Source organism: Bullifex porci (assembly GCF_009695635.1).
Classification (GTDB): domain Bacteria; phylum Spirochaetota; class Spirochaetia; order Sphaerochaetales; family Sphaerochaetaceae; genus Bullifex; species Bullifex porci.
Window position 1 is genome coordinate 26,996 of record NZ_VUNN01000009.1, and the last position, 13,494, is coordinate 40,489.

General features: G+C 36.0%; 14 protein-coding genes. All 14 read right to left on the reverse strand.

Translation table 11 applies throughout. The features are described 5' to 3' along the window. Nucleotide 1: 1 nt before the first annotated feature. Nucleotides 2-889 carry a tyrosine-type recombinase/integrase gene (locus tag FYJ80_RS05785; RefSeq protein ID WP_154425259.1) on the reverse strand — a complete coding sequence of 296 codons (888 nt, stop codon included), beginning with the start codon at nt 887-889 and terminating at the stop codon, nt 2-4. Between the two features lie 18 nt (nt 890-907). Beyond that, on the reverse strand, nt 908-1,627 hold the full coding sequence (locus FYJ80_RS05790; RefSeq protein WP_154425260.1) for a hypothetical protein: 720 nt from the start codon (nt 1,625-1,627) through the stop codon (nt 908-910). Between the two features lie 37 nt (nt 1,628-1,664). Continuing rightward, nucleotides 1,665-2,618, reverse strand: coding sequence for a tyrosine-type recombinase/integrase (locus tag FYJ80_RS05795; protein ID WP_154425261.1), 954 nt, complete (start codon nt 2,616-2,618; stop codon nt 1,665-1,667). After that, nucleotides 2,602-3,858 carry a cell division protein FtsZ gene (gene ftsZ / locus FYJ80_RS05800; RefSeq protein ID WP_154425262.1) on the reverse strand — a complete coding sequence of 419 codons (1,257 nt, stop codon included), beginning with the start codon at nt 3,856-3,858 and terminating at the stop codon, nt 2,602-2,604. The genes FYJ80_RS05795 and ftsZ overlap by 17 nt, the downstream gene beginning before the upstream one ends. 9 nt (nt 3,859-3,867) lie before the next feature. Beyond that, nucleotides 3,868-5,100: a cell division protein FtsA gene (ftsA, locus tag FYJ80_RS05805; protein WP_154425263.1), complete on the reverse strand. Its 1,233-nt coding sequence runs from the start codon at nt 5,098-5,100 to the stop codon at nt 3,868-3,870. Further along, a complete protein-coding gene (locus tag FYJ80_RS05810) occupies nt 5,090-5,869 on the reverse strand; it encodes a cell division protein FtsQ/DivIB (RefSeq protein WP_154425264.1) in 780 nt (259 codons plus the stop codon). Before FYJ80_RS05810 ends, ftsA begins: the two co-directional genes overlap by 11 nt. Continuing rightward, on the reverse strand, nt 5,862-7,040 hold the full coding sequence (locus FYJ80_RS05815) for an FtsW/RodA/SpoVE family cell cycle protein (protein WP_154425265.1): 1,179 nt from the start codon (nt 7,038-7,040) through the stop codon (nt 5,862-5,864). The genes FYJ80_RS05810 and FYJ80_RS05815 overlap by 8 nt, the downstream gene beginning before the upstream one ends. Continuing rightward, complete coding sequence (locus FYJ80_RS05820; protein WP_154425266.1) at nt 7,037-7,924, reverse strand: MraY family glycosyltransferase; 888 nt, start codon at nt 7,922-7,924, stop codon at nt 7,037-7,039. Before FYJ80_RS05820 ends, FYJ80_RS05815 begins: the two co-directional genes overlap by 4 nt. Nucleotide 7,925: 1 nt before the next feature. After that, the gene (locus FYJ80_RS05825) at nt 7,926-9,269 is read right to left on the reverse strand and encodes a UDP-N-acetylmuramoyl-tripeptide--D-alanyl-D-alanine ligase (protein WP_154425267.1); all 1,344 of its coding nucleotides are present in this window, start codon (nt 9,267-9,269) and stop codon (nt 7,926-7,928) included. Continuing rightward, nucleotides 9,266-9,580, reverse strand: a complete 315-nt coding sequence (locus tag FYJ80_RS05830; protein WP_154425268.1) for a hypothetical protein — start codon at nt 9,578-9,580, stop codon at nt 9,266-9,268. Before FYJ80_RS05830 ends, FYJ80_RS05825 begins: the two co-directional genes overlap by 4 nt. After that, nucleotides 9,577-10,461: a 16S rRNA (cytosine(1402)-N(4))-methyltransferase RsmH gene (gene rsmH / locus FYJ80_RS05835; protein WP_154425269.1), complete on the reverse strand. Its 885-nt coding sequence runs from the start codon at nt 10,459-10,461 to the stop codon at nt 9,577-9,579. The genes FYJ80_RS05830 and rsmH overlap by 4 nt, the downstream gene beginning before the upstream one ends. A gap of 1 nt (nt 10,462) precedes the next feature. Then, nucleotides 10,463-10,918 carry a division/cell wall cluster transcriptional repressor MraZ gene (locus FYJ80_RS05840; protein WP_154425270.1) on the reverse strand — a complete coding sequence of 152 codons (456 nt, stop codon included), beginning with the start codon at nt 10,916-10,918 and terminating at the stop codon, nt 10,463-10,465. 161 nt (nt 10,919-11,079) lie between these two features. Continuing rightward, on the reverse strand, nt 11,080-12,678 hold the full coding sequence (locus tag FYJ80_RS05845; RefSeq protein WP_154425271.1) for a glycoside hydrolase family 57 protein: 1,599 nt from the start codon (nt 12,676-12,678) through the stop codon (nt 11,080-11,082). Continuing rightward, complete coding sequence (locus FYJ80_RS05850; protein WP_154425272.1) at nt 12,679-13,398, reverse strand: DUF4912 domain-containing protein; 720 nt, start codon at nt 13,396-13,398, stop codon at nt 12,679-12,681. Between the last annotated feature and the right edge of the window lie 96 nt (nt 13,399-13,494).

The window sequence follows — 13,494 nt, forward strand, 5'->3', positions numbered from 1 at the left end:
CCTATCCTTTAGCATGTGGATGGGCCTTATCATATGTCTCATGGAGACGAGCCTTAGTCACATGCGTATATATTTGAGTCGTTGATATACTCTCATGTCCGAGTAGCTCCTGAACGACTCTAATGTCTGCACCCCTGTCCAACAAATGAGTTGCAAAGCTATGCCTCAAGGTATGAGGCGTAAACTCCTTATCAAAACCACAAAGGCGTGCATACTTTTCAAAAATAATATGACTTGAACTGAAAGGCAACCTGTTTCCCCTAGAAGAAACTAGAAAAGCTCTTTCATCACCTTTTCCCTTTTCAAGTAAAAAAGATTCTCTTAACTTAATATATTCTTTGATTTCTTCACAAGTAGATTTTGAAAAAAATAAATATCTATACTTTCTACCCTTTCCTCTAATTAATACTCTTCTTTTTAGAAAATCAAAGTCATCAACATCTATCTCTAAGGCCTCACTAATTCGGGCTCCACTATTATATATAAAGAGAAACATAATATGGTCTCTTTCATCCTCAAAGCAGGAACGAGGAACACTTAATAATCTTTTAACCTCATCCTCTGAAAGAAAGGATGGAAGATGAAAGCCCCTATCCTTTACAGAGATATCCTGAAAGATATTATGCTTTACTACTTCTCTTTTAACGAGATATGTAAAATATGTTCTAAGTGCTGAAATCTTTCTTGATACACTCTTTTTTGAATATTTATCATTTAAGGTCTTAATATATAAGCGAGCATCATGAATAGTAAACTCATTAAGAGGGATATTCTTTTCCTCTAAATAAGTAAGTAGCTCCTTAAGATCCTCTCCATAAGCAATTAAGGTTGAATCTGTAAGGTTTTTAACGCCCTTTAAATATGTAAGATATTCTTCATATAGATCCATAAGCTAATAATATCCTTTTTATATTTTGAGAAATAGAGGATTTTTATCTTTATCAAAGTAAAGATACCCATTTGGTGTTTTACCACATCTAATAAGTAAATCAGAAAAGCTATCTGTTACTATCGCTCCCTCAACTACTAATCTTCTTGCATATTTATATTTTAATGCATTTCGATGAATTACTATATCACTCCCTCTATCTAAAGCATTACATGCCAATATATATTCTCTTTTTGTGAATGAGAAAAATACAATTAGAGGAATACTCTCAATAAGAGAATCACATAGTCTTGCTGTTTCACGGCTTGAAGCTATATCTGGCTCAAAGGGTGATAATATTTGCCCATCATTTATCAAAACTGAGCTTATTAAATAACGATATTTCTTAAGAGCTAAGCTTAAGCCCATATCAGCTATAACTCTTACTCTTCCTCCAGATATAAAGGCTCCATTTAGAGCTGAGTAGGTAGAGCCAAATAGAGATCGAAGAGTAACTATATACCCATTTAAGCACGCTTCAGAGGTATATGTACGAATTGCATTCTTATCCTCATCACAAGGAAAATCCTTTCCAATAAATGCAATCTCTGACTGACATGAGTTACCTAGTGTCATAAAGACCTCACACTCATCTGAGAGCTTTGGAAAGTTAACTTCTCCCTTCTCGATAAAGCTTATGCCTTGAGCAAATTGCTTTTTATAGCATTCTCTATAGTTGCACGATTTTAATGTATCCATACTAATAATACAAAAAAATAGTGAAAAAATTAAAAAGCTAAGATAGATGAGAAAATTTATCGAATATATCTAATAGCTCATCCTTCTCGATATGTGTATAAATCTGTGTTGTTTTAATATCACTATGGCCAAGTAGAGTTTGAACCTCTCTAATATTTGCACCATGGTTTAAAAGGTGCGTTGCAAAGCTATGACGCAATGTATGTACAGTTGCTTTAATACCATATTTCTCTAGTAAAGCATGGTAGCGCTTATGCATAGCTTGTCTAGTTAGCTTCTGCCCCCTTCTTCCTAAAAAGAGTGCATCCTCACTCTCTCTATTCTTTTTAACTCTTCTATCCTGGTTTTCCTTTCTTCTAGAAGCAAGAACAGGTCTAACATCTCTTAAATATTCATCTAAGGCTTCAGCAGCAACCTCCCCTACAAAGGTAATTCGCTCCTTACTTCTTTTACCAATAACTCTTAGAGTTTTTTCATCTGGATTATAGGAATTTAATTCAAGATTAACTGCTTCACTAATTCTTAAGCCACATGAGTAAATTACTTCAAAGAAGGTGTAATCACGAAATGAAAGATTTACATCACCCTCTTCATTTTTAAAAATTGATAAAACATCATTTACCTCTTCTTCTGTGAGAGTATATGGTAAATAGTCCTCCTTTTTAGGCTTTTCAATTAATAGTGTTGGATTATCCTCTCTAATTTTTTCTACAATTAAAAACTTAAAAAAGGATCGAAGGGCGGATTCAATTTTAGATACCGTTCTTGCCTTCATATCCTTAGTATGAGTAACTATGTAAGACTCTAAATCATTTAGAGTAAGTGTAGAGATATCTAGCTCATTCTCTTCACAATAAGTTAAAAGGGAGGTCACTTCCCTTGAATAGACCTCCCTTGTCTTCTCATCTAATCGTCTCTCATGCTCGAGATAATCAAGGTAATTAGTAATTAATTCCTTGGACTGAAAAGTAAGCTTATTTGTCACTATCATCACCAGAACGATATCTCATTACTGCTGGAATGCTGTAATCATTTGGCTGTACACCACGCTTTCCAAGCTGCTGCTGTAAATCCTGCCAGCGATTAACAGTAATTGATTCAGCATCAGAGACTGAGCTCTTTGGAGGCTGAGAAGCCTCTGGCTTCTGAGCTCTCTGATCAATGTGATATTGCTGTTCCTTTGGCTGCTCATTATTTACAAATCTTCTTACAGCAGATTCTGTATCGGCCTCCCCTCCCATTACATCTGTCTTAGGCTCAAAGCCTGTAGCAACTACAGTAACCTTAATTCTATCACCAAGCTCAGGATTATAAGCCTGACCAGCGATGATCAATGCATCATCAGCACAGTTTTCTGTGATGAGCTCAACTACATCCTGATACTCCTGGAGTGTAAGGTTATCACTTCCTGCAAGGTTTACTAGAACGCTCTTAGCACCATCAATTGAGGCATTCTCAAGTAGAGGATTACTAATAGCCTCCTTAGCTGCATCGATTGCACGGTTAGCACCCTCACCAAAGCCAATACCCATTAGAGCATCACCCTTACCCTTCATTACAGTCTTAACATCTGCGAAGTCAATGTTAATTTCACCAGGCTCAGTAATTAACTCACTAATACCCTGTACGCCCTGATAAAGTACATCGTCTGCAATTAAGAATGCTTGCTTAATTGGAGTATTATTCTCTACTACCTTTAGCAAATACTGGTTTGGAATAAGAATAAGTGTATCAACCTGCTTTCTTAAGCGTTCGATACCAGCCTGAGCTAGCATGAACTTCTTCTTACCCTCAAAGGCAAATGGAGTTGTAACAACTGCAACTGTTAAAGCATTACAGCTCTTAGCAATTTCAGCAACTACTGCAGCAGCACCTGTACCTGTACCACCACCCATACCAGCTGTGATAAATACCATATCGGTATTCTCTAGCTCAGCTTTAATCTCTTCCTTTGATTCAATTGCAGCCTTTTCACCTACATCTGGCTGACCACCAGCACCAAGACCACCTGTTAGCTCCTTACCAATTGCGATACGGGTCTGCGCATTTGATCTCTGCAGTGCTTGGACATCTGTATTTAAAGCAACGAATGATACCTTCTTTAGGCCAGATGCGATCATTCTATTTACCGCGTTTCCACCGGCTCCACCTACTCCTACGACCTTAATAATTGTTGGAACTGCCTGTTCCCCTGTAGTAGTGTCTTCAATATCAAAAATACCAAATCCCATATCTATCTCCTAAAATAACTTTCCAAAAAAACCTTTAAGCTTAGAGCCAAAGGAGCTCTTCTCTTCCTTCCTTGTGCCCTGTGAGCCTTGATTACTGAGCTTCTTAGCTTCACTCTTTAATAAACCTAAAACCGTTGAATACCTTGGATCAATGTAGCTTCTGTCTAAGCCCCCAATTGCTTCAGGAAAACCAATTCTAGCAGGGAGTCTAAAGATTTCACTTGCTAAATCTGTAACACCTGAAAGCAATGAGCCACCACCAACAAGAACAATGCCACCACCAAAGTTTCCTTTAGTTTCACACTTTTCAAGCTCCATAGAGAGGAGAGTGAAAATCTCTGCCATACGAGGCTCAATTATTTCAGCTAAAGCTCTCTTAGGCATCTTAATTGAAGGCAGTCCTCCAACCTGTGGGATGATAATCATATCATCTGGATTCACAGATGGAACATAGCATGAGCCCGATTGACACTTAATTTGCTCTGCAACCTGCTTAGGCTTATTTAAAATATATGATAAATCGCTAGTAATTGAGTCTCCTCCAAAGGCAACTCCACCAGCATATATTGGGCTACCACCTGAATATGCAATCATATTAGTAGTTCCATATCCAATATTAATAATGATAGTTCCCATCTCTTTATCTTCACTTGATAAAACTACTTCACTATCAGCTACAGATTGAAGCATCAATCTTTGAACCTGCAAGCCTGCACGCTGCACACACTTTCTTTGGTTCTGACAAATAGAAGAGGAGCCTGTAATCAATAGAACTCTACTCTCAAGACGGCGTCCTAGCATATCGATAGGATCCTTAATTCCACTTCTACTATCTACCTGGAAATCTTGAACTAGTGTGTGTAAAAACTCTCTATCCTGAGGAAGCTCACGAGCACGTGCAACATCTAAGCTTCTATAGATATCATCCTTTTTTATCTCCTGCTCTTTTGAGTTGATACCAACAACACCTACAGACTGAATACCTTGAATGTGGTCTCCTCCAACACCCAATATAGCTGAATGTACCTCACAGCCAGCCTGTAGCTCTGCATCTGAGATAACTGAGTTTATGGTTCTTAAGGTTTGTTCAATATTTACGATGGTACCTGAGCGTACACCCTCTGTTGGCTTTTCACAAAGGGCATCAATCATAAGATTGCCTTCACGGCCTACAGAACCGATAACTGCACGAGTCCAGCTAGACCCAATATCAAGTCCCATCATTATCCTATCACTTGCCATAATTTATATCTCCTGACGATAAGCGTTTCACGAGTGCGTCCTTATATAAATCATATCGTATCATAGACTTCTTCGTGTAAGTGCTTACCTCACTCTCCGCTTCTTTTCTAATAACTTTTATACTATCACTGATTCGATCCTTTGACACTCTCTCTTTGACAAAAAGTTGACTAGAAAGAGATGCTAATGTTATCACTATCTGACCAAAGCTATCACTATTGTTATTATCATACTTTATTCGAGATATCAATGCACCATTTTCTTCTCCAACTGATGCAATTAATGATAGTACATTATCTAATTGACCCCTAATACCATAGGTTTTTAAATATGAAACATATTCTGGTAATACCTCTATTATTACCATTTTATCCTTTAAAAAGGCTGCTTCATCACTATCAAGCTCAACTAGACGCCCAGCTTTATTCATATAGTATCCATTCTCATCAAATAGTAGACATTTTTCCTGAGTCTCTGTGATATGTATTTCTATTGTTGAAGGAAATTTCCACCTAATTATCGCATCCTCAACCTGGCAAAAGGCTTTAATTTTTTCCTCCTCCTTAGAAAAATCAATTTTAAAGCGATTAACATTATAATATGAAGAAATTAATTTTTCTAAGGGAGCACTAACCTCACTTACTCCATACATTTTAATTGCTGAAATATTAAATAATGGTATGTAAGAAAGAGAATAAAGCACTATGATTGCGAATATTGAGAGCAATATCAAGCTAATGATATAAACCATAGTTTTGCTCTTAGCCATTTTTCACCTTCACGGAATCTTTTATCACTCTATATAAAAGGCCACACTCTATTATTACAACAAATAGGTTTGTTCCACCTTGACTAAAGAAAGGAAGAGGAATTCCTGTTGGAGGTAATAATCCAGTTACAACACAAATATTAATTAAGACTTGAATTATTATCATTGCAGTTATTCCAAGAGCTAAATTACTAAAAAACTCATCCTTAAGTCTCTCTCTCATAAAGCCTCTAAGTCCTAAGATCGTAAATAAAAGAAAGAGTGTAAAGAGAATGAACACACCAACTAATCCACACTCCTCAACAAAGGAAGAGAAGATAAAATCATTTTGAACCTCAGGAAGTGAGCCTAGCTTATAAAAGCCATTTCCAAGGCCTTTTCCAAAGAGTCCACCCTCCTTGATAGCATTAAGAGACATATTTACCTGCCACTCTAAGCCAGTAGGATCAATACCTGGAAATAAAAATGATGCGATACGCTTAACTCTATAGCTCTCACTCAATAGTAAAAGTAATGCAGGAGGAACTAAGAATGCTAGGAAGGTAATAATATATCTTAGTCTAAAGCCGCCAGCTAAGCACAGGATTAATCCTGTTAGTAAAAATAGAATAGTTGTTGTATATGCCTTTTGCATCAATATTAATGCTGAGAAGATACATATTATTAAAATTGGAATTAAATAATACCAGCCCATATATTTCTTTGATCTTTCATCAGCAAAAAAGTTACTTAAAAATATAATTAATGCAAGCTTTGCTATCTCACTTGGCTGGAAGGATGGTAGCATTGGAAGATCTAGCCATCTACGGGCACCTAACACACTAACACCAAAGGGAGTAAAGAGAGTTAGTAATAGCGCTATAAAGGATATTACTAATAGTGGTATAGAAGAAAGCTTAATCCACTTTTTAGGAACAATATTAATTATTATGCTACAAATAATTCCTAGAACAGCAAATATACTCTGCTTAAGGATGTAGTAATAGTGAGGAAGACCTTGAGAAATTGCTTCAGGATAGCTTGCTGAATAAAGCGTAACTCCACCCATTAGGATTAAAATTAGAACTACACAAATAAAGGTAAAAGGAGATAGAGCTCCTTCATTTTTATCTCTTACAAGCTCTAGAGTATCACGATAGTCACTGTAGTCATAAAACTGCTCTTCTCTCATAATAACCCCTTTAAAAGAGTAGCAGAAAATATTGAGAAGAAAAATGATAAACAAGCTGCTCTATCACAGATTTTTTCTTCATTCATTCCTTTCTTTTCAAGTGCATGATGAAGAGGTGCGATGGAAAACACCTTCTTCTTAAATAATCTTATACTAAATATTTGAATAAATGATGATAATAGCTCAAGTGCAAAGACACCACATGAAATAGTAACTATAATTGGTCTTTGGCTTAAGAGTGCTAAGGTAGCTAAGGTAGCTCCTAATATATGGCTTCCACCATCACCCATAAATATTGAAGCCTTTGGACAGTTATAAAATAAAAAGGCTACATATACACTGATTACTATCAAGGAAACAGCTTTTAAAGATGAAAAGCATAGTGTAAGCATCACTAAAGGTGGAATAGCACTTTTAACAGCAAGAGAATCTAAGCCATCTGTAATATTTACACCATTAACAAAAAAGATGATTAAGAAAATAGAGAATGGATAATAAATATAGCTATTAAAATTAATGTAGTAGCCCTGCTCTCTTATTAAATATGAAATTACTATAGCTCCAAGGCTTTGTAATATTAGCTTTGAAATACTTTTTAAGCCATCACTTGACGTTCTCTTAACCTTAAGAAAATCATCAATAAAGCCAATTAGGAAAAATATAATTATTGCTGGTAAGAAAATATCTCTTTGCTCTTTACTTAAAAATAAAGCTATAGAAATTATTAAAGAAAAGACTATCGCTATAGAGCCAAAGGCTGGAGTTCCTGCTTTTTTTGCATGCTCACCTAACTCCGATTTTATTGGAGATGTAAATCTCTTCGATGCCTTAATTACTAAAGGCATCGAAATGAAACAAAGTAGGAATGAGATAAGCAGTGACAACTTAACATACCTCCCTAAGTGTAGGATATAGTCGTTCAAGAGCCATGACTCGACTTCCCTTCAATAGGACGATATCCCCCTTCTTTGCCCTTTTCTTTGTTTCTTCGCATAGAGTATTAAAGTCTGGAGTGTAAAAGACCTTATCCTTTAAGCCTAATTCAATAAGTGTGTTGTAGGTAGCTTTAACTTCATTGCCATAGAGTAGGATATCATCTACATCTGCACATGATAGCTCCTGAGCAAGTCTTTTATGAGAAGGAACGCTTTCGCACCCCAGCTCTCTCATATCAGCTAATACTACATGCTTATTACCCTTAGTATTTATTGAGCTAATAGTTCTAATTGCATCTATTGAGGATGGCAAATTAGCATTGTAGCAATCCTCAATTATCTCAAGTCCACTCTCCTTTACTAATCTACTTCGGCCAAAGAGAGTATTTACACTCTTAAGTCCAGAAATTATTTCTTCATCCTCAAAGCCAAGATATGAAGCAACACTAATTGCTAAGCTTGCATCTAATAGCTTTGCTTTACCAATTACAGGAATAGTAAATTTTTTATTATTAAAGCTAACCTCAAAGCCATTAAGTCCGAGGTCCTTAACACTATCAAAGGCGTAAGCAGCTCTATAAAGCTTTGGATAGCTTTTTTGAATTGTACTGCTCCACTCACAGTCTTTTAGCATAAAGCCCTTAGCACCAAGAGAGAGAAGCTTAGATTTTTCTCTAGCTGTTATATCCATTGAACCAAATGCTTCTAGGTGGCTATTTGATATATTTGTAATAATAGCGATATCTGGATCTAGGGTTTTAACCATACTATCCATTTCACCAATATGATCAATGCCACATTCAAAGACACAGTAGGCTGTATCCTTTTTAAGCTGCATCATGCTTATTGCTAAGCCATATTCACTATTTAGATTTCCAATAGTTGAAACACAGCTATTTCTTTGAGCTAAAATTGAAGAAAGCATCTCCTTAGTAGTTGTTTTACCACAGCTACCTGTTATTCCAATTGAGATAAGATTATTAATTTCCTTCTTCTTTATCTCAAGCATTTTATGTATGCTAAGAAGTGGGTTTTCTGCAAAAGCGATAGGAAAGCCTTTTGCAATTATTTCTTTTGCTTTAAAAAAATTACTATTGGTTGTTAATATAGCTGAGGCACCATTTCCTATAGCGTCCTTTACCCAATCAAAGCCATCACTATTTTTTCCCTTAATAGCGACAAAAAGAGTTCCCTTTTTGACATTTCTCGAGTCAAAGGAGATGCTGTCAATCATAGCAGAACCAAAGTGTTTTGATGCTGTTAGAAAGGAAAACTCTTTAAGGGTAAATCTCATACTCCCTCCACTGAGGCAAGTAGGATAGATTTATTATCTATTTCTTCATAGGTAACTAGCTTTTTAACTGAGCGCTCTATTAATGCCTCGGGGCTCTTAGATATAGCTATCTCACTCTCTATTATTCTAGCCTTGTCCTCAAGAATTAAAACTCTCTCCTCACTGAGTCGTATTTTATTTTCTAAATCGTGCTTAGCTGCTCTTTGGAAAAGAGGTATAAATACAGATAAAAAAACAAACAAAATGATAAACAGAACTAGAACTTTATTAGGTGTTGTTAACCATCTATTTATTTCTTTTTCATTACTCATAATTTCTCAACTATCCTCAGCTTTGCGCTTCTACTAGGTGAATTCACACTAGTCTCTTCTTCACTTGGGCAAATCGGTTTTTTAGTCAAAATCGATATAGTATTATTCTCAGAGGCTTCATCCTTAAAGAACCATTTAACCTTTCGATCCTCTAAGGAGTGGAACGTTATTACTCCAATACGTCCTCCCTTTTTAACAACTCTTACCGCCTCTTTTAAAGCAGGCTCAATTCTATCGAGCTCCTTATTTACCTCAATTCTTATTGCTTGGAAGGTTCTGGTTGCCGGATTTATCCTTCCATAGCGATAAGCAGCAGGGACAGCTGCCGCAATAATATCTGCTAATTGCTTAGCTGTTGTTATTCTTTTTTCTAAGCGCTCTCGACAAATTCTCTCTGCTATTCGCCTTGAATATCTCTCTTCACCATATTTGTAGATGATATTTGCAAGCTCTGTTTCAGGATAAATATTTACAATATCCTCAGCACTTAACTCTTGCTCTGCATTAAGACGCATATCTAATCTCTCATCATGTGCAAAGGAAAAGCCTCTTTCAGACTCAACATAGTGGTAAACACTTATTCCTAAATCAAAGAGAATCATATCGGCACTATCACTTTCACGATTCTTTAGATAGTCATTAAACCAACAGTTTTGAGGCTCAAAGCGATCCTTATAATCCTTAAAGCGTTCAATTGCTTTCTTTTGTATCTCTTTATCTCTATCGAGACCAATAACCTTAAGGCTTGGGTATTTTTCTAAAAATAGAGCGGTATGCCCACCCTCTCCCGTAGTACAGTCAATCATAATAGGCTCTTCAGAAACAGGCTTAAGGTATTCAAGTACTTCCTTGTGCATTACTGGGTAGTGACAAATTTCCATTTCAACTCCTATTCATTCTTGAAAGCTCTTGCGCTAAATCTGATATAGATTCATCTGAATCTAAAGCCTCATATTTCTCTTTATTCCAAAGCTCAATATACTTACCCATTCCGATGAGAACTATTTCCTGCTTAAGCTCAAGCTGGGCATGCTCTCTTAAGGATGGTGGTATATTAATTCTTCCATTAGAATCGAGATCTACGTTCTGTGATGGAGAGACGAACTTTCTTGTAAATTTTCTTACCGTTGGGGATAGAATCTGGAGACCATCAGCACCGGCAATTGCATTTGTTACTGTCTCATCAAAAAATTGAGGTGTAAAAATTGCAAGACATTCGCCATCAAAGCCCTTTGTTACTACAACCTGAGAAACACCTAAAAGAGCACGAAGCTTTGAAGGTATAGATACTCTACCCTTCTCATCGATTCTTACAATGTACTCTCCAGTAAGCAACATAGTTTCACCACTTTATGGGATTTTGACCCACTTTTTACCACAGTTTACCCCAAATTTCCCCACTTGGGAGAAATAATAAAAAAGGAACTTTTGATTTCTAGGTTATAAATAAAAAAACTACCTAAATTTAATTAGGTAGTTTTTATAGGTTACTTTATAAGCTATTTTGTAGATCTAGGTAGGAATATGTTGTAATCAATATCTGGGAAAATAGCATTTCTTCTTTCAGCTTTTATCAACCACTCAGTATTTACTGCATTCTTACACATATTTGAGTATACAACATTAAATGAGCCTAAATGGTTTCTTAGTCTCTTCTCAGCATATCCTACACTTGTTTTATCGTATAAGATATATGGCCAGTCAGAAGCCATTGCTAATACAACCTCTCTAGCAGCTTGATTTAAGAATCTAGCCTTGAGAGATGATTGATTTGGGAACCTAAAGGCAAGCTCCTGCATTCTCTCGATAGCCTTATGAGTATGACGATAAATCCAAGCGTTTGAACCATCAAGCCAAACATCTGAGAAACCACCATGACCCCATGAGCACTCATTAAAATATCCTCTTTCACTTTCAATTGTGTAATTTAAGCACTCTGAAGGAGTTGTGAAATTAATTCCTGTTTCTTTTGTATCAGAAAGTAAGATATTCTTAATGAAATTAATTCCTTCAAACCATCTATGACCAAATAAATCAGCGTCAAAGCAGATAGTATAGGTTGGAATCTCATTAGTCTCTGCAGCTAAGGATAAGCCTCTTCTCCTTATATGATATAAGAAGTTATTAGCATGCAATATGACCTTTGTATTTGCCTTTTGAGCATCATAGAATTTCTTATTTACAGCACTCTTAGAGGTAATAGCCCAATATTTAAAGCCAGTAAATACACGAATATCATCATGGATATATGGCTGTATATAGCTCATTGGTAAATCATATCCAATATCTCTATAGAACTCTCTGTAATCTGAATCACAAGGATATCCATATGCATCTGACCAAACAAGGTTAGTAAGTGACCAGTCTCTAACAAAGCTATGAATTGTAGAGTCTCCTACTAAGGTTGGTGCATGATCTGCTCTTATAAGCTTATTTTTTGCTGTAATAACAGATTGGCTTGGAAGCTGTATCCACTTAATTCCATATTCCTCTAGAATATCTTCAACTCCTGGATAGTAGCCACACTCAGGAAGCCAAAAGCCCTTTGGCTGCTCACCAAAGACCTTAACATGACTCATGACACCTAAATCGATCTGAGCTCTAATAGCTGTTTCATAGTTTCTATATAGAGGAAGATATGCATTAGTTGCTGCTGTAGCGACTAACTCGATACAACCCTTTTTCGAAAGGCTTGCATAACGAGCTAATATATTTCTACCGCAATCTTCATAGTATTGAAGATTCTCCTTTGCTGCCTTTAAATACATTAAAGCACTCTTATATGCTTCAGGACACTCTCGCTGAGTTCTTAATACTTCCTTCTCTCCAAGCTCAATTCTTGAAGTAAGATAGTTTACAAATCTCTCTTGAAGAGGTTGGTCAAGACACATTGTTGTGAAGGTTGGAGAAAAACAAATAGTAAGCTTGAATCTCTTATTACTTTCTTCAAGCTCCTCTAGAACTCTTAAAAGAGGAATATATGTTTCATGTAGTGCCTCAAACAACCAATCCTCTTCCAAGAACTTTGGATATTCAAGATGTCTAACATAAGGTAAATGTGCGTGAAGTATTAAATTAACATTAGCTGTAATATCCATTTACTTTTCCACCTCATTTTTGACTTTATCAACAATCTCTTCAACGATGTCACTTGGAATAATATATCCATCTCTATTTGTTAAAGGAGCAACATAATGTCTAAATAAAGCTTCATCATAGATTTTATCAATAGGATTATTTAGCCAATAGCAATATACAAGAGGAACAGATTCACTCATTGCTAATAGATATCTCTTCTCTTTAGTTTGAAGTACAAGAGAAACTCTACAGTCTCCATTTACTAGAGGAACACTGATATTCCATTCAACGTCATCACGTCCAATTAAAATATCGTATTTCTCGCTTTTATCCTTACCTGTTACATTAACATTTAAATAAAGCTCGTATGAACCAAATTTTAAATCATATGACTCTAAATCGCCTGGTGCAATTGACCAATAACAATAAAGCCATGACGCATTTTTATTTAATACATGTATTGCTGTTTCTGGATAAAGCTCAGGTAGCTTTTCAACGCCAGGTAAGCTAGGGAGCTCCTCATTAACATCTCCTCTATAAGCACTTAGGCCAGCCACATAACGTTTATTTACATTTTCGCCTGTAACACTCAAACTCTCTGAGTAATCGTCATCATAGATTTCTTTCAACTCATCGATAAGCTCTTCGCGTGAGAGCGTATCAAAATCCTTAATCCCCTCTTGTTGCGCAATGTACTCAAGTTCATTTTGCGAGAGGGAATCAATTTTGATTAAAACCATTTGCAACCCCTTAACTTCCTTAGGTTAAGGATAAATTAAAATTTAGTCAACCAATGCATAATATATAGAATAATCGCGCAGCTAAGAAAAGCGTGT

Bases quoted from the DNA above. Each gene is read 5' to 3' on its own strand.
- FYJ80_RS05785 (WP_154425259.1), bottom strand. From the start codon at position 889: ATGGATCTATATGAAGAATATCTTACATATTTAAAGGGCGTTAAAAAC.
- FYJ80_RS05790 (WP_154425260.1), bottom strand. From the start codon at position 1,627: ATGGATACATTAAAATCGTGCAACTATAGAGAATGCTATAAAAAGCAA.
- FYJ80_RS05795 (WP_154425261.1), bottom strand. From the start codon at position 2,618: ATGATAGTGACAAATAAGCTTACTTTTCAGTCCAAGGAATTAATTACT.
- ftsZ (WP_154425262.1), bottom strand. From the start codon at position 3,858: ATGGGATTTGGTATTTTTGATATTGAAGACACTACTACAGGGGAACAG.
- ftsA (WP_154425263.1), bottom strand. From the start codon at position 5,100: ATGGCAAGTGATAGGATAATGATGGGACTTGATATTGGGTCTAGCTGG.
- FYJ80_RS05810 (WP_154425264.1), bottom strand. From the start codon at position 5,869: ATGGCTAAGAGCAAAACTATGGTTTATATCATTAGCTTGATATTGCTC.
- FYJ80_RS05815 (WP_154425265.1), bottom strand. From the start codon at position 7,040: ATGAGAGAAGAGCAGTTTTATGACTACAGTGACTATCGTGATACTCTA.
- FYJ80_RS05825 (WP_154425267.1), bottom strand. From the start codon at position 9,269: ATGAGATTTACCCTTAAAGAGTTTTCCTTTCTAACAGCATCAAAACAC.
- FYJ80_RS05830 (WP_154425268.1), bottom strand. From the start codon at position 9,580: ATGAGTAATGAAAAAGAAATAAATAGATGGTTAACAACACCTAATAAA.
- rsmH (WP_154425269.1), bottom strand. From the start codon at position 10,461: ATGGAAATTTGTCACTACCCAGTAATGCACAAGGAAGTACTTGAATAC.
- FYJ80_RS05840 (WP_154425270.1), bottom strand. From the start codon at position 10,918: ATGTTGCTTACTGGAGAGTACATTGTAAGAATCGATGAGAAGGGTAGA.
- FYJ80_RS05845 (WP_154425271.1), bottom strand. From the start codon at position 12,678: ATGGATATTACAGCTAATGTTAATTTAATACTTCACGCACATTTACCT.
- FYJ80_RS05850 (WP_154425272.1), bottom strand. From the start codon at position 13,398: ATGGTTTTAATCAAAATTGATTCCCTCTCGCAAAATGAACTTGAGTAC.